The 23,169-nt window shown below is 55.6% G+C and carries 24 protein-coding genes; 22 read left to right on the plus strand and 2 right to left on the minus strand.

All coding sequences use genetic code 11. The annotated features are described in order from the left end of the window. The 9 genes from GSF67_RS25185 (at position 1) to GSF67_RS25225 (ending at position 8,424) form a co-directional block, all read left to right on the plus strand. Complete coding sequence (locus tag GSF67_RS25185) at positions 1-1,068, plus strand: ABC transporter ATP-binding protein (protein WP_035214840.1); 1,068 nt, start codon at positions 1-3, stop codon at positions 1,066-1,068. After that, positions 1,061-2,791, plus strand: a complete 1,731-nt coding sequence (locus GSF67_RS25190; RefSeq protein ID WP_006311563.1) for an ABC transporter permease subunit — start codon at positions 1,061-1,063, stop codon at positions 2,789-2,791. Before GSF67_RS25185 ends, GSF67_RS25190 begins: the two co-directional genes overlap by 8 nt. Before the next feature lie 114 nt (positions 2,792-2,905). Further along, on the plus strand, positions 2,906-3,793 hold the full coding sequence (locus GSF67_RS25195) for an alpha/beta fold hydrolase (RefSeq protein ID WP_035214839.1): 888 nt from the start codon (positions 2,906-2,908) through the stop codon (positions 3,791-3,793). 141 nt (positions 3,794-3,934) lie between these two features. Next, a complete protein-coding gene (locus GSF67_RS25200; RefSeq protein WP_128822121.1) occupies positions 3,935-4,912 on the plus strand; it encodes a thiamine pyrophosphate-dependent dehydrogenase E1 component subunit alpha in 978 nt (325 codons plus the stop codon). Between the two features lie 11 nt (positions 4,913-4,923). Beyond that, entirely contained in the window at positions 4,924-5,931 is a 1,008-nt protein-coding gene (locus GSF67_RS25205; RefSeq protein WP_176072105.1) for an alpha-ketoacid dehydrogenase subunit beta, read from the plus strand. A gap of 126 nt (positions 5,932-6,057) precedes the next feature. Continuing rightward, positions 6,058-6,828, plus strand: a complete 771-nt coding sequence (locus GSF67_RS25210) for an SDR family NAD(P)-dependent oxidoreductase (protein WP_006311579.1) — start codon at positions 6,058-6,060, stop codon at positions 6,826-6,828. A 129-nt stretch (positions 6,829-6,957) separates the two neighbouring features. Further along, positions 6,958-7,608: a TetR/AcrR family transcriptional regulator gene (locus GSF67_RS25215; RefSeq protein WP_006311580.1), complete on the plus strand. Its 651-nt coding sequence runs from the start codon at positions 6,958-6,960 to the stop codon at positions 7,606-7,608. A 54-nt stretch (positions 7,609-7,662) separates the two neighbouring features. Beyond that, complete coding sequence (locus GSF67_RS25220) at positions 7,663-8,190, plus strand: VOC family protein (protein WP_006311581.1); 528 nt, start codon at positions 7,663-7,665, stop codon at positions 8,188-8,190. A gap of 57 nt (positions 8,191-8,247) precedes the next feature. Continuing rightward, a complete protein-coding gene (locus GSF67_RS25225) occupies positions 8,248-8,424 on the plus strand; it encodes a hypothetical protein (protein WP_006311582.1) in 177 nt (58 codons plus the stop codon). A 210-nt stretch (positions 8,425-8,634) separates the two neighbouring features. Here the strand turns inward: GSF67_RS25225 and GSF67_RS25230 are convergent, their stop codons facing one another. Together GSF67_RS25230 and GSF67_RS25235 are read right to left on the minus strand one after the other, a co-directional pair. Beyond that, entirely contained in the window at positions 8,635-9,348 is a 714-nt protein-coding gene (locus GSF67_RS25230) for a GntR family transcriptional regulator (protein ID WP_006311583.1), read from the minus strand. Positions 9,349-9,500: 152 nt separating this feature from the next. Further along, positions 9,501-10,487, minus strand: a complete 987-nt coding sequence (locus GSF67_RS25235; RefSeq protein ID WP_006311584.1) for a LacI family DNA-binding transcriptional regulator — start codon at positions 10,485-10,487, stop codon at positions 9,501-9,503. A 558-nt stretch (positions 10,488-11,045) separates the two neighbouring features. Between GSF67_RS25235 and GSF67_RS25240 the strand changes: the two genes are divergently transcribed. From GSF67_RS25240 to GSF67_RS25300, 13 genes are all read left to right on the plus strand, one after another. Next, a complete protein-coding gene (locus GSF67_RS25240; protein WP_176072106.1) occupies positions 11,046-12,209 on the plus strand; it encodes a Gfo/Idh/MocA family protein in 1,164 nt (387 codons plus the stop codon). A gap of 10 nt (positions 12,210-12,219) precedes the next feature. Beyond that, positions 12,220-13,077: a sugar phosphate isomerase/epimerase gene (locus GSF67_RS25245; RefSeq protein ID WP_006316471.1), complete on the plus strand. Its 858-nt coding sequence runs from the start codon at positions 12,220-12,222 to the stop codon at positions 13,075-13,077. 96 nt (positions 13,078-13,173) lie between these two features. Beyond that, positions 13,174-14,112, plus strand: a complete 939-nt coding sequence (locus tag GSF67_RS25250) for a substrate-binding domain-containing protein (protein ID WP_006316472.1) — start codon at positions 13,174-13,176, stop codon at positions 14,110-14,112. Between the two features lie 82 nt (positions 14,113-14,194). Continuing rightward, a complete protein-coding gene (locus tag GSF67_RS25255) occupies positions 14,195-15,241 on the plus strand; it encodes an ABC transporter permease (RefSeq protein WP_045025142.1) in 1,047 nt (348 codons plus the stop codon). A gap of 53 nt (positions 15,242-15,294) precedes the next feature. Then, positions 15,295-16,272, plus strand: a complete 978-nt coding sequence (locus GSF67_RS25260; protein ID WP_128822120.1) for a thiamine pyrophosphate-dependent dehydrogenase E1 component subunit alpha — start codon at positions 15,295-15,297, stop codon at positions 16,270-16,272. Between the two features lie 11 nt (positions 16,273-16,283). Next, entirely contained in the window at positions 16,284-17,291 is a 1,008-nt protein-coding gene (locus GSF67_RS25265; protein ID WP_176072107.1) for an alpha-ketoacid dehydrogenase subunit beta, read from the plus strand. Positions 17,292-17,295: 4 nt separating this feature from the next. Then, positions 17,296-18,414 (plus strand): acetoin dehydrogenase dihydrolipoyllysine-residue acetyltransferase subunit, encoded by a 1,119-nt coding sequence (locus GSF67_RS25270; protein ID WP_006316609.1) that lies wholly within the window; start codon positions 17,296-17,298, stop codon positions 18,412-18,414. A gap of 58 nt (positions 18,415-18,472) precedes the next feature. Next, positions 18,473-19,228, plus strand: a complete 756-nt coding sequence (locus GSF67_RS25275) for an SDR family NAD(P)-dependent oxidoreductase (RefSeq protein WP_006316608.1) — start codon at positions 18,473-18,475, stop codon at positions 19,226-19,228. A gap of 35 nt (positions 19,229-19,263) precedes the next feature. Beyond that, positions 19,264-19,680, plus strand: a complete 417-nt coding sequence (locus GSF67_RS25280; protein WP_006316607.1) for a heme-binding protein — start codon at positions 19,264-19,266, stop codon at positions 19,678-19,680. A 60-nt stretch (positions 19,681-19,740) separates the two neighbouring features. Then, the gene (locus tag GSF67_RS25285) at positions 19,741-20,190 is read left to right on the plus strand and encodes an OsmC family protein (protein WP_006316606.1); all 450 of its coding nucleotides are present in this window, start codon (positions 19,741-19,743) and stop codon (positions 20,188-20,190) included. 54 nt (positions 20,191-20,244) lie between these two features. Then, a complete protein-coding gene (locus GSF67_RS25290; protein WP_006316605.1) occupies positions 20,245-20,538 on the plus strand; it encodes a putative quinol monooxygenase in 294 nt (97 codons plus the stop codon). Positions 20,539-20,585: 47 nt separating this feature from the next. Then, complete coding sequence (locus GSF67_RS25295; protein ID WP_006316604.1) at positions 20,586-21,410, plus strand: putative hydro-lyase; 825 nt, start codon at positions 20,586-20,588, stop codon at positions 21,408-21,410. Positions 21,411-21,962: 552 nt separating this feature from the next. Then, a complete protein-coding gene (locus GSF67_RS25300; protein WP_176072108.1) occupies positions 21,963-23,147 on the plus strand; it encodes a Gfo/Idh/MocA family protein in 1,185 nt (394 codons plus the stop codon). The last annotated feature ends 22 nt before the right edge of the window (positions 23,148-23,169 follow it).

Raw genomic sequence — 23,169 nt, forward strand, 5'->3', positions numbered from 1 at the left:
ATGACGGATACAATCGCTTCGGTGCTCACGTTGAGCAATGTTTCGAAGACCTACGATGGGGCGCGCAAGCCGGCTTTGGAGGAGGTAAGTTTCTCGGTGCAACCGGGAGAGTTTTTCTCCATCCTTGGGCCGAGCGGCTCGGGCAAAACGACGATTCTCAGAACCGTCGCAGGCTTTGAAAAACCGGACTGCGGCCGAATCCTAATGGATGGTGGGCTGGTCAACGAAGTCCCTCCGAACAAGCGCGACGTCCGCACCGTGTTTCAAAGCTATGCACTTTTCCCGCACCTCACGGTGCGGGAAAACGTTGAGTATCCTCTCCGGGTGCGTGGAGACGCAAAGGCCGTGCGACGAAAGGCGGCTGAGGAAGCGCTTTCTCTGACGGAATTGACGGCCTTCGCAGATCGTCTTCCCCATCAGCTTTCCGGGGGGCAGCGTCAGCGTGCGGCACTAGCAAGGGCAATCGTTTCTCGTCCCCGATTGCTGTTGCTTGATGAGCCGCTTGCCGCGCTCGATCTCCGCCTGCGTCAGCAGATGCAGCATACGTTGGTGGCGCTTCAAAGGGAGCTCGGCATAGCGTTTATGTACGTCACGCATGACCAGAGTGAGGCGTTATCGATGTCGGACAGGGTTTGCGTACTTAATGAAGGTCGTATTGCGCAGCTGGCCACCCCGCGAAAGATCTACTTCTCTCCGGAAAATGAGTTTGTTTCCCGCTTCGTCGGCCGTTCAAACCTGATCCCTGTCGAATTCGTGAACGGCCAGGGACTGATCGAGGGTAGGAAAATCGCCGGGCTGCAATCCGCAAAATCCGGGTCGGCTCGAATGGCTATTCGATATGAGGCCGTGACCTTGGAGCCCGCAACGGACTTCGGAGCCAAGGATGATGTCCTTGAGGGGCGGGTTGAGGACGTCCTTTTCCTTGGAACGAATTGCGAGGTCAATGTTCGCTGTGGTGGCGTGAATCTTATCGGCGCGGTGCCGGCGCTGCGGAACAACACGTTCACGATAGGCCTTCCGGTTCACATTGCATTCGACCTTTCAAATGCACAGGTGTTCCATGACTGACGTTGTTAACGATGGGTCGAGGTTGGACACGCCATATTCTCGGCTTGGACGGACTCTTTCGGTAAAGCTCACAAGCGTGCCGGTATATGCTTGGCTGCTTCTTGTCGTGTTGATGCCAAACGTTCTTCTGATCGGCACGAGTTTTTTGAGGAGTTCTTCGGGGACTATCCTCTTCGAGCCGAATTTCAGCAATTATGCAAGATTTTGGAATTCCACCGGCTTCTGGGTTCTTCTGTTTCGGACACTGGCGTATAGCTTTGGGGGTTGCTTCATCGCGACGTTGATCGCTTATCCACTGGCCTATTACGTGGGTCGTGTCGCCACCAAGAGCAAGGCTTTCCTCACCGTCTTGATAGTTTTACCGCTGTGGATCAGCCTCCTCATGCGGATATTTGCCTGGCGTGTCATCCTGGGGCAATCAGGACTCCTCAACGGGTTTCTAGTTTCAAGCGGCATCCTGGACGCGCCTTCTGAAGCCTTTTTGTATAGTCCGATCGCTGTAGTTATTGTTTTCGCGTATGTTTCGGTGCCGTTCATCTTCATCTCGACGATAAGCGCATTTGAGAAAATACCGCAGGATCTGATTGAAGCTGCCAAAGATTCTGGCGCCTCCTCTTTTCAAACCTTCTGCCATCTCATTTGGCCGCTGACGCGTAGAAATCTTGCTATCGGTTTTTCCTTGGCATTTCTGGTCACTGTGGGTGATTTCGTAACGCCCGCCATGATCGGTGGGATCGACGGGACGACATTGGGCGTCGTCATATCCACGCAGTTTGGTTTCGCGAACAATTGGCCGTATGGCGCCGCAATAGCCGTCGCGTTGATGCTGAGTGTCGTGATCCTTCTCAGCACACTGATCGCACTTACCCCTGTGAAAGGGGTGATGGTCGGGGGAGAAGGCGAAGGAGCGCTTCAGCCGAATGGCGACACATTCGGGCGGCATGGTAAGCGCCTCGGCCTCATAGGGTACGCGCTCGCTATCCTGTACTTATATCTTCCGCTCCTGATTATCGTTCTTTTCTCGTTCAACGCTGCGAATGTTCAGACGCTTCCGCTGCAAGGATGGACCCTCAACTGGTATCGCGAGCTGGCGAATGATGCGTCCCTGGTGGAAGCCGCCCAGCGATCGGTCGTCGTCGCGCTGTGTGTTGTCACCATATCGGTCGTCGTTGGAACGGCATTTGCCCTGATTGTCCACTATTTGAAACCGAAGGGCGCCCGATTCTTTGAATTGGCGTTTGCTCTGCCAGTCGCAACACCGGGGGTCGTTCTCGGTATCGAAATGGTTCTCGGGACTGAGATTCTGGGTATCCCTTCTGGCATTTCTCGCATCGTTGTAGGGCAGATGAGCTTTGTCATGCCAGTGACGTTTCTCCTGCTTCTGGTGAGGCTTCGCCGTCTGGACCCATCTATCATGGAGGCGTCGTTGGACCTCGGTGCCAGCCGGTGGCAGAGTTTCAAGATTGTCCTCTTGCCTATGATACGGGGAACCATAGCTGCAGGTGCGTTCCTTGGCATGACCCTTTCCGCCGACGACGTTATGGTAACGCTCTTTCTTTCCGGGGGCGCTCCGACATTGCCGATCTGGGTATTCAACCAGATGCGCTTCGGATTCACGCCATCGATCAATGCCGTATTTTCACTCCTCCTGATCTTTTGCTTGATCGTGGCCACTGTTGCGAACCGTAGGAGCGCATTGCCACGCGCTGGAGGCTCAACTTGACGACGTGAACCCGCTGCAGGTTCGCGAGCATTGAAATTGAATGTTCGTCCGATAACGCAAGTCCATGCGGAGTTGCGAACCCCTTTTTGCGATCAAAATTTTGAGGGAGTTGACATGACTGACACGACAAAGTGGCCCCAGGTCGGGATTGATGGATACCGAGGGGCCTTCGCCACGGTTGATGGAGTGCGTCTGCATTATGTGACGGGTGGGAATCAGGACGGAGACGTCGTGGTGCTCTTTCCAGGATTTCCGCAAAGCTGGTACGCATGGCGGAAAATTTTGCCCGGATTGGGCCAGAAGTATCGGGTTATCGCTCTCGATCTGCCCGGCCAAGGTGATTCAGACCGATTGACTGGGGTTGCTGACACGTCGGCAGCGGCGAAGTTGGTGCAGGGCCTGATGGACAGGCTTGATGTGCGCGAGCATTACATTGCGGCGCATGACGTTGGCGCCTGGGTTGCCTATCCTTATACCGCTATGTACCGGGACAATGTTCTCGGGCTTGCAATCCTCGACACAGGTATTCCCGGAATAAGTCTGCCGGACCTTTTGCCGTGGGCTGCTGACACCGCCTGGCGAACGTGGCACGTGGCGTTTCACAACCTCGTAGATCTCCCTGAAATTCTTATTGAAGGAAAGGAGGAGGTTTACCTGCGTTGGTTCCTTGAAAGGAAGGCCGCCGCCCCACGCTTTTTCTCAAACGCAGATTTCACCGAGTACCTGCGCGTGTTCGTCAAGAATGGGCTGAAGGGGGGGCTCGCATACTATCGCGGCATAACCATATCCGCCGAGCAAAATCGCCAATTGGCGAAACAACCGAAGCTTGGGATGCCGGTTTTGGCTGTGCGGGCGGACCAGGGATCAATGCCTGATCTGGTTGCGCAATTGGAGAAGGTTGCACTGAACGTTCGAGGAACGGCAATTGAGAACTGCGGGCACTACCTCGCTGAGGAGCAGCCTGATGCGCTTCTTCGCGAACTACTGAGCTTTTTCCGATGAAGGTGTTTGATGGCCCGCCCCACCCAAGAGGGGCAGATCACCCCGGCTGCGTCGGTTGACCGGAACCGCAGCCGTACACGGGGTGCCAATCCATCCACCGAATATACCAATAATCACATGGAAACCTGAGAGAGCGAGCAAATGTCAGGACTTCAGTTACCGCACGCCGAACTTGTTTCGGTTTACCGCACGATGCGGACGATCCGGCGTTTTGAAGAGCGCGTGATGGACGAGATGGCGACCGGTGACATTCCCGGCAACACGCATCTCTATGCCGGCCAGGAGGCAAGCGCGGTTGGCGTCTGTCTGCACCTGAATGGAGACGATTACATCTCGTCGACCCATCGCGGCCACGGCCATTCGATCGCCAAGGGCGTCGACATCGACAGCATGATGGCGGAGCTCTTCGGCAAGGCCAATGGCACCTGCGGTGGCAAGGGCGGGTCCCAACACATTGCGGATCTTCGCAAGGGCATGCTGGGAGCGAACGGCATTGTTGCGGCCGGTGCTCCGATCACCTGTGGCGCGGCCTTGAGTGCCAAAATTCAAGGGACGGGGCAGGTGGCGGTTGCCTTCGCCGGCGATGGGGCGATGAACGAGGGCGTGATGTCCGAGAGCTTCAACCTCGCCAAGATCTGGGACCTGCCGATTATCTTCGCCATTGAAGACAACGGATTTGGTGAGGCAACTGCAAACGAGCATGTTTCCGCCGGCAGCTTCATGCGGCGGGCCGAGAGCTATGACATTCCCGCGATTGAAGTTGATGGAACGGATGTATTCGCCGTTTATACCGCGGCAGGCGAGGCTGTCGCGCGCGCGCGCACTGGCGGCGGGCCGACGATGCTGCATATCCATGTTCCGCGCTACTACGGCCACTACAGCGGCGATCCGGACAACTACCGGACGCCGGAAGAGAAGGCGGCGATGCGCCAGGATCGCGATTGCCTGGTCAAATTCCGCAAGCACGTCAAGGATGTGTCGCTTCTTGATGCCGCCGAACTCGATGCCGTGGATCAGGCCGTGGAGGCTGAGATCGATCGCGCGGTCAGCGCTGCGCGCGCTGCGCCGTTTCCGCCGCTTTCCGCTCTCACGACCGACGTCTACGTCAAGTATCTGTAAGGACCACGATCATGGCCAAGAAATCTTTTCGCCAAGCTCTGAATGATGCGCTCCACGCGGAGATGGCACGAGACCCCCGCGTGATCATGATGGGCGAGGACCTGACCGGCGGCGCCGGGGCGAAGGGTGTGAAAGACGCCTGGGGTGGTCCGTTCGGGGTGACCAAGGGTCTGCTTGATGCCTTCGGGCCGGAGCGTATTCGTGACACGCCAATCAGCGAAGCAGCCTTCATCGGCGCGGCGGCCGGTGCAGCCCTGACGGGACTTCGGCCGATCGCAGAAATCATGTTCGTAGACTTTGCCGGCGTGTGTCTCGACCAGATCATGAACCAGGCTGCGAAGTTCCGGTACATGTTCGGCGGCCGCGCCAAGACGCCTCTGGTTATCCGTGCCACCTATGGCGCCGGCAGCCGCTCCGGTTCACAGCACACGCAGGCGCTCTATCCGATCTTCACCCATATTCCGGGTCTGAAGGTGGTCATCCCCTCCAATCCCTATGACGCCAAAGGCCTCCTTTTGCAGGCCATCCGGGATGACGATCCGGTGATCTTCCTGGAGCACAAGATGCTCTATGACACGGTCGGGGAAGTTCCGGACGGGTCTTATACGATCCCGTTCGGCGAGGCGCGCGTGGTTCGTGATGGTAAGGATGTTCTGATCGTGGCCATCGGCCGGATGGTCGGTGTGGCCGAAGAAGCGGCTCGCCAGCTTGCCGCAGAGGGTATTTCCGCTTGCATCATCGATCCGCGCACGACGTCGCCGCTCGATGAAGACACGCTGCTTGAGGAGGCCGAACGTATCGGTCGTATCGTCATCGTCGACGAGGCCAATCCGCGCTGCTCTGTTGCCACTGATATCTCGGCGCTCTTCGCGGACAAGTGCTTCGATGCCCTGAAGGCGCCGATCAAGCTCGTTACGGCCCCTCATACTCCAGTGCCCTATGCGCCCAATCTTGAGGACGCCTACGTGCCGACCCCCGACGCTGTGGCGCAGGCCGCCAAATCTATCGTGAAGAGGTAATCCGATGTCGCTTATCGAAGCCGTCACCGTTCCCAAATGGGGAATGACAATGACCGAGGGGAAAATCACCCAATGGATGGTTGGGCGCCGTTAAATGCTTTCTAACTCAAATCGAAAGGACTATTAATGACAAACTATGCGGATAAAGTAGTAATCGTCACAGGCGCAGGTTCCGGGATGGGGCGGGCCATGGTCGGTGAATTCGTCGGCAGAGGCGCATTTGTTGCTGCTTTGGACATAAACTACGACCGTGCCGTCGAAACCGTACAAAGTTTGATGAAGCCGGAGATGGCGCTTTCATTGAAGGTTGATGTTAGCGATCCGGAGAGCGTGAACAAGGCAGTGGATGCTGTCCTTGGCCGCTGGGGCAGGATCGATCTGCTTTGCAACAACGCGGGAGTTCTTGATGGTCACGCGCCTGCACATGAGACGAGCGTAGAGGAATGGCATCGTGTGATGGCGGTCAACCTTACAGGCCCCTTTCTTATGTCCCGCGCTGTAATTCCCGTCATGCTGAAACAAAAGAAAGGTGCGATTATCAACACATCATCGACGTCCGGGTTCAGCGCCGCTGGTGGGGGTACCGCTTACACTGCTTCGAAGCATGGCGTCATCGGTCTGACGCGTCAGCTAACGTTCGAATACGGCCATCTCGGAATTAGGGTAAACTCGATTTGCCCTGGCGCAACTGCGACACCGCTTGCGCTTCCAGAACATAATTCAGCATCCCCCGATATGGAACTCGCGATTAGCAAAGTTCCCGCACGCCGTTGGTGCCGGCCGGAAGAGATAGCAAAACTCGCTGCATTTTTGGGGAGTGATGATGCCGATTATGTCCATGGGAGCGAATATGTAATGGACGGTGGCTGGCTAGCGGGCGCGCGTGATCCATTCTGACGGCGTGCCTGACTCCGATTGCAATCGGAGCGGATGTGGTGGTGAATGTATACGAGAGTGAAACATGTGCGGTTCTGGAGTGGGGCTTCAGCGAACTGAAGCCCCATAGGTAATGAATGAGGAAAACATATGTTGCCATCAAGCGTGCTTGGCGCCTGTGATGCACTGAGAGAGCATCTAGATCAGACCGACTGGTCGGAATTATCCAGCGGTCGAAGAAGGATTCTTGAAGTTTTCCTGAGACTGGCCTCAGTTGAGGGGTACTCCGCGGTAACAATGCGGACCTTGGCGAAGAGTGCAAACGTTAAGGCCGCGAGTATTTATTTCCATTTTCCTGATGGGAAAAGCGAAATAGTCTCAGAATCGCTTCGATGGCACTATTCCCGCTGGGGATACACGGTCCTGAATGAGATCCAAGCCGCCGCGTCGGTGGATGAATTTTGGGATAAACTCGTTCTGTCGGTACTTCATCACCAAGTCACCCTTCCAGCGGCAGACCTATGGGACCTTCTTGTCCGCATGGATCGCGTCGGCGGCTTCTTGGAGCCAGATTTCAGGCGCGAAATCGATGCGTGGCTTACACTTTGTTTGCAACTGTTCGAAGCCGCTGCAACGGAGATGGGTTACAGACCCGACCGGCAGACAATCAAGCTCATCATGTCAATTCTCGATGCATCGACAAGTTGGTGTGAATGTTTGGACCACGAAAATCTGTTCGAGAAGTGTGGCCGGAAAGCGATCGAACTGACGCGCTCTATTCTAAGAGACCAGCAGGAATAATTGCTAACAGGATAATTAACTCGATTAATCCCCAGCAACGTACAGAGGTCACAAATGAAAAAGGGACTACCTGGTCTTCGTGGTCTTGATCACATAGGGATAACGGTGCCCGATCTTGACGCAGCAATTAATTTTCTAAGTGAGGTTCTAGGCTGCATCGTCGTCTATCGGGCGCCTGCGTTTGGGGATCAAACGGGAACCTTCATGAAAGATCAATTGAACGTCCATCCAAGGGCAACAGTCCGAGGTGTGGCATTCTTGCGATGTGGGCACATGAATTTAGAGATTTTCGAATTCCAATCATCGGACCAAGCCTTGGATTTACCCAAGAACAGTGACGTTGGGGGTCATCATATTGCTTTTTATGTCGATGATATCGAAACAGCAGCCGAACATCTAAAAAAATACGATGTCAAGATGTTGGGAAAGCCGATCGTTGAGCGCGACGGGCCGGATCTCGGCGTGATATGGCAATATTTTTTGGCTCCTTGGGGGCTTCAGATGGAGCTAATTAGCTATCCAGATGGAAAAGGTTACGAGCTGGAAACAAGTGATCGACTTTGGAACCCTTGTAATGCTTAGCGGCATCAACCGTCGATTGTCATTTCAGGTCATCAACACTCAGGCGGCGAGCAGGAGATGGCTGCCGTAAATTTTATCCGCGATTACTTTCTTGCTTTCGAGGATGAAAATGGCGGGGCGATGAATAGCGCCGAATTGATCGAAGCCATGAGTCGAAGATATCTCGATCTAACGCGACCAGGCTGTCTAGAACTCGGCGCGAAGGTTGTGAAAGGCGAATTGAAATTGGGCTGAACTGATCTTTTTGTGCCACTTCCCGAGCGTAGGGTATGAAATCAATAAGCCGAGCAACGTCTCTCACACACGATCCTAAAAAACTACCGGATCGGCAGATAAGCGTGCTTTTCCTGTAACAAGACGCCCAAGGAGTTGAGTGCTGAAGTGGCCTCAACCCCAAAACTGAGGTCGTTCACGCTACGGTCAGTGGACGCGCAGACCGCACGGTTATTCTTTCGATGAACGATCCAGTAGCTTAACGAAGCTGATCTTGGATTCTTTTTTTGTTCGCTGGAGGGCACCCAAGATGGCTCGTTCTGATTTCAGTAAATACGATTCAAGAAGGGTCAATGCAGCAGAATTATCTTGAGCCTCAATGAGAGACGTAATCCGAGCGTTGAGAGGCAGGAACGGGTCATGAAAACATGTAATGTCATCCAGCTGACCAAATACGAGACTCAATTCAGCCAATGCGAGATCGAACGCGCTATCGATTCGAGGGCTGTCGCATATCGTGACCATCGCGCGATGAAATTCAAGGTTGAGTTTCGCCGCTGTCTTCCAATCCAAATGGCTCGCCGCCAATTCTCCGGCTTCCGCCGCTGCGCGCATACGGATCACACCGGGATGTGTTTTGTAAGCTAGTTGTAACGCTCGGGTTTGGAGGGCGGACCGTACTCTGAAAATATCTATGATTGCTGCTTCGTCCGGTGCTGCAACATATACACCACGGTTGGGGATGTGTGTAAGCAACCCTTGTGCGGTCAGTAGTCGAAATGCTTCGCGCAAGGTATTGCGTGAAACTGCCAATCGAGCTGCAACGATATGCTCCGACAGCTTTTCGCCGGCACGAAACTCTCCCTCTACCATCAAGCCGCGCATGCGAGCAACGATAGCGCCAACGAGGAAGGATTCGTCATAACTTTCTGAGTTTTCTTTCATTGTAGCCTTAAGGGAAACGACGACCAAGAAAAATTGAATGCAATGTTAACGATTACATTTGAATATAAACCAAGGTTAGTCAACGTCTAGATGCCGTTTTCCTTTTTGGCGCGCTGGTGCATAAAAATTGGATTTGAAACCGTGTATTGTGTTTATGCCGAACCCCGAAAGTTAAGTTTGAACGGGACCAGTATATTCTGGCTTGCGAAAGGCACATTAGGGGGATGGACGACCAAGCGGGCGATAGCGGGCCCAAAGTCGGTCGCCGGTACAGATACTGTTGATAACCATGGGGCTAGCCACTCATTCAGGCGATTATCATCAAATCCCATTAATATGAGATCCTCAGGCACTCTCAGCCCTAGCTCCAACGCGGCGCGGTAAACACCGTAAGCGATCATGTCGTTGCCGCAAAAGATGGATCGCTTGGCGTTTGAAGACGTCAACAGCTCCCGGCCACGTTCATAGCCAGATTCCATGGTGTAGTTGCCTTCAATTTGCTGGACCACGCAAGAGTTGCCCAAACCCGCGATGAATCCGTCTAGCCGCTCGGTACTGCCCGAATAGTTTTTTGGGCCGTGAAGCGCGACGCAATTTTGGTACCCTCGTTCAGCGAAGTGTTTCCCTACGGCGAAACCCGCCGCATAATTGTCAACGCCAACATAGGGAGCGACGATACCATCCGCAGGGCGACGATTGACAAAAATAACATTGTTCTGTCGAGCGCAAATTTCCCGAAGGCGCGGCGTATCGATCGCGCCCTGCAATACGATTGCTCTCGCACGCAAACCCTGCGCATCGACAAGGAGACGGTCCTGTTGTTCGGCGTCTTCCGATGCATTTGCCAAAACCATCGAGAGGCCGACTTCTTTCAGGGCGTTCTCTACCGAGGCGGCGACGTCCGCGGTAAAGTGGTTGGTCGCGTCGGGAACCATCATCACAACGACCCTGCTTCGCGCAAGGCGAAGCGAACGGCCAATTTCTGAGGGTGTGTACCCTAGAGCTTCCGCTGCTTTTTTTACTTTCTCAATCGTGTCAGGAGCGATTGCATCGGCCTTGCCTCCGAAATATCGAGAAACGGTCGCAGTGGACAATCCAGAGAGACGGGCCACATCGTGAACTGTTGGGGGCTTGGTCATGTTGCAAAAACTCGAATACGAATCCTAGGGTGCCCAAAAAATATATCCTGGAACTCAAGCATAGCGGACAAGATGGTTGGCCGATAGGTGCGGAGTAAGGGCCATGTGGCTCTCGATGTCCTGGGCCGGAATACTTCCACATGCTTTGAGAATTCACCGCAGGGACCTTTCTGCATATGGACAGCGTGTGAGGATGGAAGCGACTGATAAGTGCGGGCCAGGAAGCCGCCACAGTGTTTTTTAGAGCAGTCCAGACCCTTCTTTCTGCATCTTACTCCCTTATGCCGGTCTATCAGATAATACAATTTCACTTTGACGCTGCCAGCGGTTCCAATCCTGTCCACTGACGGGGACACTTAACGATTTTACCTGCAATGGATATTGGCGAGCGCCCTTTCGTGGGCATCATGAGACACTACAAAAATTTAGGATGTAATCGTTGACATTATGATTTTTGTGTTGTTGTATACGTTAACATCCAGAATTTGACGGCCTTGACGGCTGCGGGAACTTACGATCAAGGGCATTGATTATGTGCTGCCCAATGGAGGCCTACCAGTGAAGAAGTTGAATGTTGCGCTTATTGGCACGGGGTTCATGGGCAAGGCCCATTCGATAGCGACGGCGGTTGTGCCGATCCTGTTCGGCGCGCCGATCGAGATTGAGCGCAAGGTGGTCGTCGATATCGACGAGGAGTTGGCGCAGAACGCTGCCAAGCAATATGGTTTTGCGGAATATGCGACTGACTGGCGGGAGGTCGTTTCACGGCCCGATATCGACATCGTTGATATCTGCACGCCCAACAGTACCCACGCCGAGATTGCGATAGCCGCCGCCAGGGCTGGCAAGCACATCATGTGCGAGAAGCCGATGTCGATGACGGTCGCCGAGGCGGAAGCCATGCTTGCGGCTGCGGAAGAAACCGGCGTTGTGACGATGGTGTCTTATAACTACCGCCATACGCCGGCCTTGCAGATGGCCAGGAAGCTGATCGAGGAGGGACGTATTGGCGACATCCTGACCTTCCGCGGTTATTATCTGCAGGACTGGGGCGCTGACCCGGAAAAGCCGCTCTCCTGGCGCTTCAACAAGGCTCTGGCGGGCTCTGGTACGCTCGGTGATATCGGGACGCATGTGATTGACGCCGCGCGCCTTCTGGTCGGCGAGTTCGCTTCGGTCAACGCAATCGTCAAGACCTTCATCCCGGAGCGTCCGCTGCCGGCGGGCCGCTTCTTTGGTCCAAGCGGGGCTGCGTCGACGGAGAAGGGCAAGGTCGATGTCGATGATACCGCGCTGACGATGATCAAATTCTCGAACGGCGCGCATGGCACGATTGAAGTGACGCGCAATTCCTGGGGTCATCATAACCAGCTCGGCTTCGAGATCCACGGCTCGAAGGGCTCGATCGCCTTCGATTATCAGCGCCTCAATGAGCTGCGCGTCGCCTTTGCCGATGATCCGGCCGATGCCTTCGGCTTCCGCACCATCTATTCCGGTCCGAACCAGCCGTTCGGCGACAAGCTCTGGCCGGTTGCCGGCATGGGGCAGGGCTACATCGATATCAAGTCGATCGAATGGTACAACTTCCTGAAGGCCATCGCCGACAAGACGGCGGCTTCGCCGGACTTCAAGGACGGCGTGCAGATCGAGCGCATCGCAGAGGCAATCCTCATCTCAGGACAGACCGGTGCCTGGGAAAATATCGAACAATCTGCCGTCTGAGGAGCGTTCCATGACCATTAAACTTGCAATGCATACATGGCCTTATGCCAGTAATCCGACATGGCTGCCGGCCTACACGCTCGAAGAAACCATTCGGCGTGTAAAAAAGATCGGCTATGACGCAATCGAAATCGGCTTGGCCAGCCCGCACGTCTTTCCCCAGACTTTGAGCGCTCAGCGCAGGAAGGACCTGGGTCAAATGTTGAAAGATTATCAGCTGGAACTGGCGGCAACCCTGCCGGCTCATGGTGGTGGTCCGGGCAATAACGTGGCTTCGCCCATTCCTGAAGAACGGCGTTGGGCCATCGACAATTACAAGGACACGGTGCGGCTTACGTCCGATTGGGGCGGCAATCGTGTGATCTGCCTGCCAGGCTGGTATATCTTCGGCACCACCTACCGGCAGGCATGGGATTGGGCGAGGAATGCGATAAGCGAGATCGCCCGATTTGCACAGGACTTCGGCGTCGAGATCGTCATTGAGCCCACGCCGGAAGACAGCAACATCGTGAATACGTGCGACAACACCATCGACATGATGAAGGACGTTGGCGAAGCAAATGTAAAGCTGATGTTCGATGCGCACCACGTTCTGGCTGAGAAAGAAGTGATGAGCGACTACGCCTATACCATGGGCAAGGACCTCGTCCACATTCACGCATCGGACAACGACCGACTTCCACCGGGTATGGGGCGAGGCGACTGGCCGGCCCTGATCGATGCTCTCTGGGAAACAGGGTTTGACGGTTATCTGTCGATGGAATGCGGCTTTCACAAGCGGGGTATCGAACCGGATTGGGTCGCCCGCGTGTCGCTGGAGTATCTCAAGCCGCTTGTCGACGCTGCAAATGCTCGCAAACCGAGGTGAATAACTAACTGGCAACATTTTGGCCGCCCCCGGGAGTGGGCGGTCCGGCTAAATCTCGGTGCCGCCGGACACCAGATATAAAAAGGGGAATATGATATGAAACAATGGATTCTTGGCGCAACCCTGGCAACCTTCACTGCGTCGGTTGCTCATGCAGGCGACATCGGGGTCACGATTTCTCACAGTGACTCCAACCTTGCGGTTCTGGTTCAGGGCGTGAAGGATGAAGCCGCAAAGGTGAAGCAGCCGCTTCAGATCGAATTTGCAGAAGGCGATGTGAACAAGCAGCTCTCGCAGGTGCAGAACTTTATCGCTGCTGGCGTGGACGCAATTATTGTCAATACGGTCGAGACGTCAGCCACCCCAGCTATGACGAAGATGGCTGCCGATGCGGGCATCCCGCTGGTGTACGTGAATAATACGCCCAGTGATGTGAAAGAGCTCGGCCCCAAAGCTGCATTTGTTGGATCCGATGAATATGTTGCGGGAACCCTCCAGGCAAAGGAAGTGTGCCGCGTTCTCAAGGATTCTGGCAAGACGAAGGATGCAGGTATCCTGATCATTCAGGGCATCCTGGCGAATGAAACGGCCGTTCTGCGAAGCAAGGCCATTCACGATGTCGCCGCTGCCCCCGATTGCAATTTCATGAAGATCATCGATGAGCAATCGGCGAATTGGGACCCGGTCAAGGCGCAGGACCTGATGACCAATTGGATAACCGCAGGCTACAAGCCCGCTGCCGTTCTCGCCAACAACGACGAAATGGCGCTTGGCGCCGTCAATTCGCTGAAGGCGGCTGGCTGGGACACGAAAGATGTCGTCATCGCCGGCATCGACGCGACACAGGAAGCGATGCATTACATGCAGAACGGTGACCTTGCCGTGACCGTATTCCAGGACGCTCTCGGACAGGGCGCAGGGTCAGTTGACGCAGCTATCAAGCTTGCGAAGGGCGAAAAGGTCGAGTCGCCGATGTGGATTCCCTATGAACTGGTCAATCCGGCAAACGTTGCGCAGTACCTGAAAAAGAACTGATCACGGTGAACCCGGCAGATGTATCCGTTGCGGATACATCTGCCCCTGCTGAGATTATGCCAGAACAGAGAGAGTACAGACGATGACGACTTCATCGGAAGCCACGGCAGTGGCGGAAAAGCGTGCACCGAAAAGGAAGTTCCAGAGCGAGATGTCGATGCTGGTTGTGCTGGTTGGCATTGCCCTGACATTCGAGGTTCTCGGCTGGATTTTTGTCGGCAATTCGTTCCTTGCCAATCAACAGCGGCTGTCGATCATCATCCTCCAGGTTTCGGTGATCGGAATTCTGGCGGTGGGCGTGACGCACGTCATCATTACCGGCGGCATCGATCTGGCGTCCGGCTCGGTGGTCGGCCTGACCGCCATGGTCGCCGCGTCCCTGGCCCAGAGTTCCACCGATCTGCGCGCGCTTTATCCCGCTCTGACCGACCTGTCGCCCATATGGCCGATCCTTGCCGGTCTGATTGTCGGGCTGTTGGCCGGCTGGATCAGCGGCGTGCTGATCGCCAAGACCGCCATTCCCCCCTTCATCGCCACGCTCGGGATGATGGTCTGCGCCAGAGGCGTCGCCAAGTGGTATACGATGGGGCAGCCGATCGCGCTGCTGACGCCGGAGTTCACCTGGCTTGGCAAGAGCTTCCTCATCCTCGGCTTCCCGGTTCCGTTGCCGGTCCTCATCTTTCTCGCGGTCGCCATCCTGTCCCATATAGCCCTCAGCTATACGCGCTATGGCAAATACACCTATGCGATCGGCTCGAACCCGCAGGCCGCGCGCGTCTCCGGCATCGACATCGGCTCGCATCTCATCAAGGTTTATGCGGTGGCGGGACTGCTCTCGGGGCTGGCCGGCGTGGTCACTGCGGCGCGGGCGGCTTCGGCGCAGCCGACCATGGGCACCGCCTATGAGCTCGATGCGATCGCGGCGGCTGTCATCGGCGGCACCTCGCTCGCCGGCGGCGCAGGCCGGATCACAGGGACCCTGATCGGTACGATCATCCTCGGGGTGATCACCTCCGGCTTCACCTACCTGAAGATCGGCTCCTATTACCAGGAGATCATCAAAGGCGCCATTATCGTCTTCGCCGTCGTCATCGACCAGTACAGACGATCCAGGAAAATAAGAGCCTAGAGCGCGGCCCGATCTGGCCTGCCCGAAGCGCAAACTATATCCACGAGGAAATTATGTCAGGACTTCAGTTACCGCACGACGAACTTGTTTCGGTTTACCGCACGATGCGGACGATCCGGCGCTTCGAAGAGCGCGTGATGGACGAGATGGCGACCGGTGACATTCCCGGCAACACGCATCTCTATGCTGGCCAGGAGGCAAGTGCCGTCGGCGTCTGTCTGCACCTGAATGGAGACGATTATATCTCGTCGACCCATCGCGGCCACGGCCATTCGATCGCCAAGGGCGTCGACATTGACAGCATGATGGCGGAGCTCTTCGGCAAGGCCAGCGGCACCTGCGGCGGCAAGGGCGGGTCCCAACACATTGCGGATCTTCGCAAGGGCATGCTGGGAGCGAACGGGATTGTTGCGGCCGGTGCTCCGATCACCTGTGGCGCGGCCTTGAGTGCTAAAATTCAAGGGACAGGGCAGGTGGCGGTCGCCTTCGCCGGCGATGGGGCGATGAACGAGGGCGTGATGTCCGAGAGCTTCAACCTCGCCAAGATCTGGGATCTGCCGATTATCTTCGCCATTGAAGACAACGGATTTGGTGAGGCAACTGCAAACGAGCATGTTTCCGCCGGCAGCTTCATGCGGCGGGCCGAGAGCTATGACATTCCCGCGATCGAAGTTGATGGAACGGATGTATTCGCCGTTTATACCGCGGCAGGCGAGGCTGTCGCGCGCGCGCGCACTGGCGGCGGGCCGACGATGTTGCATATCCATGTTCCGCGCTACTATGGCCACTACAGCGGCGATCCGGACAACTACCGGACGCCGGAAGAGAAGGCGGCGATGCGCCAGGATCGCGATTGCCTAGTCAAATTCCGCAAGCACGTCAAGGATGTGTCGCTTCTCGATGCTGCCGAACTCAATGCCGTGGATCAGACTGTGGAGGCTGAGATCGATCGCGCGGTCAGCGCTGCGCGCGCTGCGCCGTTTCCGCCGCTTTCGGCTCTCACGACCGACGTCTACGTCAAGTATCTGTAAGGACTACGATCATGGCCAAAAAATCTTTTCGCCAAGCTCTGAATGATGCGCTCCACTCGGAGATGGCACGAGACCCCCGCGTGATCATGATGGGCGAGGACCTGACCGGCGGCGCCGGGGCGAAGGGTGTGAAAGACGCCTGGGGTGGTCCGTTCGGGGTGACCAAGGGTCTGCTTGATGCCTTCGGGCCGGAGCGTATTCGTGACACGCCAATCAGCGAAGCAGCCTTCATCGGCGCGGCGGCCGGTGCAGCCCTGACGGGACTTCGGCCGATCGCAGAAATCATGTTCGTAGACTTTGCCGGCGTGTGTCTCGACCAGATCATGAACCAGGCTGCGAAGTTCCGGTACATGTTCGGCGGCCGCGCCAAGACGCCTCTGGTTATCCGTGCCACCTATGGCGCCGGCAGCCGCTCCGGTTCACAGCACACGCAGGCGCTCTATCCGATCTTCACCCATATTCCGGGTCTGAAGGTGGTCATCCCCTCCAATCCCTATGACGCCAAAGGCCTCCTTTTGCAGGCCATCCGGGATGACGATCCGGTGATCTTCCTGGAGCACAAGATGCTCTATGACACGGTCGGGGAAGTTCCGGACGGGTCTTATACGATCCCGTTCGGCGAGGCACGCGTGGTTCGTGATGGCAAGGATGTTCTGATCGTGGCCATCGGCCGGATGGTTGGTGTGGCCGAAGAAGCGGCTCGCCAGCTTGCCGCAGAGGGTATTTCCGCTTGCATCATCGATCCGCGCACGACGTCGCCGCTCGATGAAGACACGCTGCTTGAGGAGGCCGAACGTATCGGTCGTATCGTCATCGTCGACGAGGCCAATCCGCGCTGCTCTGTTGCCACTGATATCTCGGCGCTCTTCGCGGACAAGTGCTTCGATGCCCTGAAGGCGCCGATCAAGCTCGTTACGGCCCCTCATACTCCAGTGCCCTATGCGCCCAATCTTGAGGACGCCTATGTGCCGACCCCCGACGCTGTGGCGCAGGCCGCCAAATCTATCGTGAAGAGGTAATCTGATGTCTCTTATCGAAGCCGTCACCGTTCCCAAATGGGGAATGACAATGACCGAGGGGAAAATCACCCAATGGATGGTGGGCGAAGGCGACACCATCGTTCGAGGTCAGGAGATTCTTGAGATCGAAACGACCAAGGTCACCAATGTGGTCGAGTCCGCCGCCAGTGGTACACTGCGACGCATCGTTCTGGAGGAAGGTACAACGGCTCCGGTCGGCGCGCTTGCCGGTGTTATCACCGACGACGCAGCAACACAGGACGAGATCGAAGCCTTCATCGCGAGTTATGCCGACAGGATGGGCGTCGGCGAGGAGGGGGGCGGTAATGCAATCGCCCCGCGTTCTGTGGCTGTTGGCGGCGGCACGGTAAATCTTCTCGAGGCTGGGGAAGGGGACAAGGATATCGTGCTGTTCCTGCATGGTTTCGGCGGCGACCTGACGACCTGGCTCTTTAATCAGCCCGAGATCGCCCAGACGATGCGTACGATCGCGGTAGACTTACCGGGGCACGGCAATTCCACCCCCATTACAGGCCCTGATGTTCTTTCCGGAATCACATCGGCCGTGCTGGGGTCAATCCAGGATGTCGCAGCAACCAGGATCCACGTCGTTGCGCATTCATTCGGTGGCGCCGTCGCAGCATCGATAGCGGCCCGGGAGCCGTCTCGCATTGCGTCGGTCACGTTGATTGCGCCGATCGGCTTGGGCAAGGAGATCAGTCGCGACTTTCTCATCGACTTCATCGCGGCTGAGCGCCGGCGGCCGTTACAGGGGGTTTTGGAACGGCTGTTTGCTGATCCGTCGAAGATCACCAATGACATGGTCGAGGGAACATTGCGTTTCAAACGGCTCGAAGGCGTATCCGAGGCACTTACCGAGATTGCGGGCGTGATCGCCAATGAGGCCGGGCAGGTCCAGGCGATTAGTGAAACGCTCTCTGCACTCTCGTGTCCGGTCTTGCTTATCTGGGGCCAGGATGACCAGATCGTGCCTTTGCCACGGCGTGAGGATCTACCCGCAAATGTCGAGTTGCGCGTCATTCCTTCCGTCGGACACATGCCGCAAATGGAGGCATCATCTACGGTCAACGAGGCAATCAGGAAAAATATACAGCACGGTTGAACGACGTTCGTTTGCCGCTCGTATTTTTACCTAAACGAACTTAATTGGGAGATACCGAATGTCCGGAAGACTGTCAGGAAAACGCGTCCTTCTAACGGGAGGTGTCGCCAATATTGGCCTTGCTATTCTCGAAGCTTTTGTTGCCGAGGGTGCAACGGTGTCAGTTGTCGACATAGACTCGACACGTGGTGCGGAGGTCGAGAAGCGATTTGGTGAACGCGTCCGTTTTATAAAGGCGGATATTTCGAAGGAAGATGAAATCGAGGCTGCCATATCCCGGTCAGTAGACTGGATGGGCGGTTTGGACACGCTGTGCCTTAATGCGGGCATCCAATTGTCCGGAAAGTTTGAAGAGTTCACCACAAGTAATTGGGACAAGGTATTCGCGATCAATGTCCGTGCGAATTTCATTTTTGCAAGGGAGTCCGTGAAGCATCTACGGGCGGCAAAAAAAGCCTCGATCGTAATGATGTCGTCTCTGGCTGGTAAGCGAGGTGCGCCGGGCCTTCTCAGTTATTCATCCTCCAAGGCCGCTGTTATCGGATTGACGACGACGCTTGCGCTCGAACTTGCTCGCGATGGCATACGCGTAAACGCGGTTTGCCCAGGTTGGATCGACACCCCGTTTAATCAGCCAGCCATCGAGTATCTCGGGGGCAGGGACAAACAGGAATCGCTGGTCCCGATCCTGATTCCGCTGGGCCGTCAGGCCTCACCGGAGGAGGTGGCGCCACTTTTTGTTTATTTGGCGTCAGATGAAGCGTCCTACGTCACCGCACAGGCCATCAACGTCGACGGCGGCATCTACAACTAGGCCCATGGTCGGCCAATCAGAAGGAGAATACGGCAATGGCTTCCACGATTACCCATGAAGCTGCGATTAAGGCCATTATGGCCGGTGCTTCGAAGGCGCGAGAAATTGAAGAGCCGTCTTCGCTTGCGATTGTTGATGCTGGAGGCAATCTGCTTGCCTTTTTGCGGGTTGATGATGCGGCGCTTTCCACGGTTGAGATCGCACAAGGCAAGGCCTACACCGCACTTGCCTTGCGCTCACCTTCTGGCAACTGGCTTGATATCGTACAGCCAGGCCGCGAGCTTTACGGACTGGATTCTCTCGGCGGTCGGCGACCGTTCGTGGTTTTCGGCGGCGGCCTGCCGGTTCGCAACGGGAAGTCGGTAATTGGCGGAGTAGGCGCGTCGGGCGGACCGGTCGAAGCCGACCTTCAGATCGCGCAGGCTATGGTCGATGTGCTCGAACACGCCTGAAGGTCCGCGTCGCAGCAAGCTCTGCTGACGATATCGAAGCAATTATAGAGGATACACGTTATGTCCGAGCACTCGGTTCGCCTCGAATGGAAGGCGAAGCCCCATATCGAAAATGCAGGAACCTATAGTCGCGACCATCGTGCGCTCTACAGTTCGAGCGTGTCTGTTCCGGTCTCTGCGGCGACAGAATATATGGGTAGTGGCGAATTGGCGGACCCGGAACAGCTTCTCGTCAATGCACTGGCCAGTTGCCACATGCTCTACTTTCTCGCGATATGCGAGGGAAGTGGTTATAAGGTCGAGACCTATCAGGACAATGCTCTAGGCAAAGTCTCGAAAGGATCGGACGGAGCGTTCTGGGTTTCCGAAATCACTCTCCATCCCAAAGCCACTTTCAGTTCAGAAAAACAGCCGGATCATAAGGCACTTGAGCGCATGCATCACCGCGCGCACAAAGGCTGCTTTATCGCGAATTCGATCAAGACGCCGGTTTCAATTGAACTAAGCTGAAACGCGCGGACCGGAAACAACAACCACTTCGACGAAAGCGGACAGGTATTCCAAATGAAAGACAAGTTATTTGTTGTTGCAACGATCGTGGCCAAGACAGAGTGGCGCTCGCAGCTTGGGGACGCACTGGGCACTCTCGTACCCATTGCCAAAACGGAGCCCGGATTTGTGCAATATGATCTGCATGAATCGATCGAGAATCCCGGTACTTTTGTATTTTATGAAATTTGGGAAGATGAATCTTCTCTGGAAACTCACAATAACACGCCGTCGATGAAGGCGTTTGGTGAGAAAATTAGCGGGTGGGTCGAATCCGTAAAGCTTGAGAAATTTAGGCTGATCTCGTAGCCGCAAGATTAATCCAGTCCAAATGGCTACACGTTTGGAAGTTCAGGATGAAGAACCCGCAAATGAACGTGATGAACCCTCAGAATATTCGCGCCGATATTCGCAACGGTTTAATTGTGGATCAAACCTCGGGGATGGCACCGGGTTTTGCGCAAGGCAATCTCGTTGTGCTTCCGAAGGTTTGGGCTACCGATTTTTTGCAGTTTTGCTTGGCAAACCCAAAACCCTGCCCTCTGCTTGCTGTGGGCAATCCTGGAGATCCTTCACTTCCTGGGGCAGGAGCAGGCATCGATATTCGTACCGATCTTCCGCGTTATCGCGTCTTTCGGGATGGAGCGCTGGTTGATGAGCTAGATGACATCCGTGCTCTTTGGCAGGATGATTTCGTTACGTTTTTGATTGGTTGTTCTTTTTCCTTTGAAGGAGCGTTGATGGATGCCGGAATTGGTGTTCGGCATATTGAACTCGGCACGAATGTGCCGATGTACAGAACAAACATCCAATGTCAGTCAGCCGGTCCGTTCAAAGGGCGCTATGTCGTATCCATGCGACCATTTTCGCCGGCGGACGCTATCCGTGCCATCGAGATTACAGCCACGATGCCACAAGTACATGGTGCTCCTGTGCATTTTGGGGATCCGTCCGCGATCGGGATTTCCGATTTGTCGTCTCCCGACTTCGGAGACAGTGTACCGGTGCGCGATGGAGAGGTGCCTGTATTCTGGGCATGTGGTGTAACACCGCAGGTGGCGTTGGAACAGGCGAGGCCGCCAATCGCAATCGCTCACAGTCCTGGATATATGTTGATAACCAATATTAGCGAACAGGATTTACGGAGCGGTCAGTTTCAGTTTCAAAAACCCCACTGGTGACATTTGGTCCACCCTGCCTCCCAAGGCATCCGGGCGTTTAACTGAAGAAGGCATCATTCGAACCATAAGAACGAATATGTCGCAAGTTAAAGTAAGTCCCGGAATTACTCGTTTTATTCGATATTATGTTGTCTGCCTCTTCGCTGGTCCAGTCTGTGGCGTCTGTCGAGTATCTCTTGAATATATGAATGCAAAGGCCCCTGCATTCACTTGCTTTTAAGGGGCGGCCTTAATCAAAGGTTACCAAACACCCCGTTGGATTTTTAAGTTTGCCTCTAGGTGCTGAGATAAAGAAGCGCGCTCACCGCGAGCCCAACGGCGATGATAAAGATTGTTTGGCGATGTGAGATTTGACCGTAGTACCGCATTTTTACGCTCCCCTTTTTTGATCATCCTACGCTTATGAACAGATCGGTCAACAAAAATGTAATCGTTGACATTATGATTTTTGTGTTGTTGTATACGTTAACATCACAAATTTGACAGTCTTAATGGCTGCGGGAACTTACGATCAAGGGCATTGATTATGTGCTGCCCAATGGAGGCCTACCAGTGAAGAAGTTGAATGTTGCGCTTATTGGCACGGGGTTCATGGGCAAAGCCCATTCGATAGCGACGGCGGTTGTGCCGATCCTGTTCGGCGCGCCGATCGAGATTGAGCGCAAGGTGGTCGTCGATATCGACGAGGAGTTGGCGCAGAACGCCGCCAAACAATATGGTTTTGCGGAATATGCAACTGACTGGCGGGAAGTCGTTTCACGGCCCGATATCGACATCGTTGATATCTGCACGCCCAACAGTACCCACGCCGAGATTGCGATAGCCGCCGCCAGGGCTGGCAAGCACATCATGTGCGAGAAGCCGATGTCGATGACGGTCGCAGAGGCGGAAGCCATGCTCGCGGCTGCGGAAGAGACCGGTGTTGTGACGATGGTGTCTTATAACTACCGCCATACGCCGGCCCTCCAGATGGCCAGGAAGTTGATCGAGGAGGGACGCATTGGCGACATCCTGACCTTCCGCGGTTATTACCTGCAGGACTGGGGCGCGGACCCGGAAAAGCCGCTCTCCTGGCGCTTCAACAAGGCGCTGGCGGGCTCTGGTACGCTCGGCGATATCGGGACACATGTGATTGACGCCGCGCGCCTTCTGGTCGGTGAGTTCGCTTCGGTCAACGCAATCGTCAAGACCTTCATCCCGGAGCGTCCGCTGCCGGCCGGCCGCTTCTTTGGTCCGAGCGGGGCTGCATCGACGGAGAAGGGCAAGGTCGATGTCGATGACACCGCGCTGACGATGATCAAATTCTCGAACGGCGCGCATGGCACGATTGAAGTGACGCGCAATTCCTGGGGTCATCATAACCAGCTCGGCTTCGAGATCCACGGCTCGAAGGGCTCGATCGCCTTCGATTATCAGCGTCTAAATGAGCTGCGCGTCGCCTTTGCCGATGATCCGGCCGATGCCTTCGGCTTCCGCACCATCTATTCCGGTCCGAACCAGCCGTTCGGCGACAAGCTCTGGCCGGTTGCCGGCATGGGGCAGGGCTACATCGATATCAAGTCGATCGAATGGTACAACTTCCTGAAGGCCATCGCCGACAAGACGGCGGCTTCGCCGGACTTCAAGGACGGCGTGCAGATCGAGCGCATCGCAGAGGCAATCCTCGTCTCAGGACAGACCGGTGCCTGGGAAAATATCGAACAAGTCGAGCCGGCTCTGGGCGAAAGGGCGGCGTAGAAATCGAATTTGTTGGTTTTCT

This window comes from Agrobacterium sp. CGMCC 11546, assembly GCF_013365515.1.
Classification (GTDB): domain Bacteria; phylum Pseudomonadota; class Alphaproteobacteria; order Rhizobiales; family Rhizobiaceae; genus Agrobacterium; species Agrobacterium fabrum.

What these genes read in the sequence shown, in the direction of transcription:
- GSF67_RS25225 (WP_006311582.1), top strand. Translation starts at nt 8,248, where the DNA reads ATGGCTGCCGTAAATTTTATCCGCGATTACTTTCTTGCTTTCGAGGAT.
- GSF67_RS25280 (WP_006316607.1), top strand. Translation starts at nt 19,264, where the DNA reads ATGGCTTCCACGATTACCCATGAAGCTGCGATTAAGGCCATTATGGCC.
- GSF67_RS25220 (WP_006311581.1), top strand. Translation starts at nt 7,663, where the DNA reads ATGAAAAAGGGACTACCTGGTCTTCGTGGTCTTGATCACATAGGGATA.
- GSF67_RS25285 (WP_006316606.1), top strand. Translation starts at nt 19,741, where the DNA reads ATGTCCGAGCACTCGGTTCGCCTCGAATGGAAGGCGAAGCCCCATATC.
- GSF67_RS25200 (WP_128822121.1), top strand. Translation starts at nt 3,935, where the DNA reads ATGTCAGGACTTCAGTTACCGCACGCCGAACTTGTTTCGGTTTACCGC.
- GSF67_RS25195 (WP_035214839.1), top strand. Translation starts at nt 2,906, where the DNA reads ATGACTGACACGACAAAGTGGCCCCAGGTCGGGATTGATGGATACCGA.
- GSF67_RS25250 (WP_006316472.1), top strand. Translation starts at nt 13,174, where the DNA reads ATGAAACAATGGATTCTTGGCGCAACCCTGGCAACCTTCACTGCGTCG.
- GSF67_RS25295 (WP_006316604.1), top strand. Translation starts at nt 20,586, where the DNA reads ATGAAGAACCCGCAAATGAACGTGATGAACCCTCAGAATATTCGCGCC.
- GSF67_RS25230 (WP_006311583.1), bottom strand. Translation starts at nt 9,348, where the DNA reads ATGAAAGAAAACTCAGAAAGTTATGACGAATCCTTCCTCGTTGGCGCT.
- GSF67_RS25205 (WP_176072105.1), top strand. Translation starts at nt 4,924, where the DNA reads ATGGCCAAGAAATCTTTTCGCCAAGCTCTGAATGATGCGCTCCACGCG.
- GSF67_RS25235 (WP_006311584.1), bottom strand. Translation starts at nt 10,487, where the DNA reads ATGACCAAGCCCCCAACAGTTCACGATGTGGCCCGTCTCTCTGGATTG.
- GSF67_RS25265 (WP_176072107.1), top strand. Translation starts at nt 16,284, where the DNA reads ATGGCCAAAAAATCTTTTCGCCAAGCTCTGAATGATGCGCTCCACTCG.
- GSF67_RS25245 (WP_006316471.1), top strand. Translation starts at nt 12,220, where the DNA reads ATGACCATTAAACTTGCAATGCATACATGGCCTTATGCCAGTAATCCG.
- GSF67_RS25260 (WP_128822120.1), top strand. Translation starts at nt 15,295, where the DNA reads ATGTCAGGACTTCAGTTACCGCACGACGAACTTGTTTCGGTTTACCGC.
- GSF67_RS25255 (WP_045025142.1), top strand. Translation starts at nt 14,195, where the DNA reads ATGACGACTTCATCGGAAGCCACGGCAGTGGCGGAAAAGCGTGCACCG.
- GSF67_RS25290 (WP_006316605.1), top strand. Translation starts at nt 20,245, where the DNA reads ATGAAAGACAAGTTATTTGTTGTTGCAACGATCGTGGCCAAGACAGAG.
- GSF67_RS25270 (WP_006316609.1), top strand. Translation starts at nt 17,296, where the DNA reads ATGTCTCTTATCGAAGCCGTCACCGTTCCCAAATGGGGAATGACAATG.
- GSF67_RS25185 (WP_035214840.1), top strand. Translation starts at nt 1, where the DNA reads ATGACGGATACAATCGCTTCGGTGCTCACGTTGAGCAATGTTTCGAAG.
- GSF67_RS25210 (WP_006311579.1), top strand. Translation starts at nt 6,058, where the DNA reads ATGACAAACTATGCGGATAAAGTAGTAATCGTCACAGGCGCAGGTTCC.
- GSF67_RS25275 (WP_006316608.1), top strand. Translation starts at nt 18,473, where the DNA reads ATGTCCGGAAGACTGTCAGGAAAACGCGTCCTTCTAACGGGAGGTGTC.
- GSF67_RS25215 (WP_006311580.1), top strand. Translation starts at nt 6,958, where the DNA reads ATGTTGCCATCAAGCGTGCTTGGCGCCTGTGATGCACTGAGAGAGCAT.
- GSF67_RS25190 (WP_006311563.1), top strand. Translation starts at nt 1,061, where the DNA reads ATGACTGACGTTGTTAACGATGGGTCGAGGTTGGACACGCCATATTCT.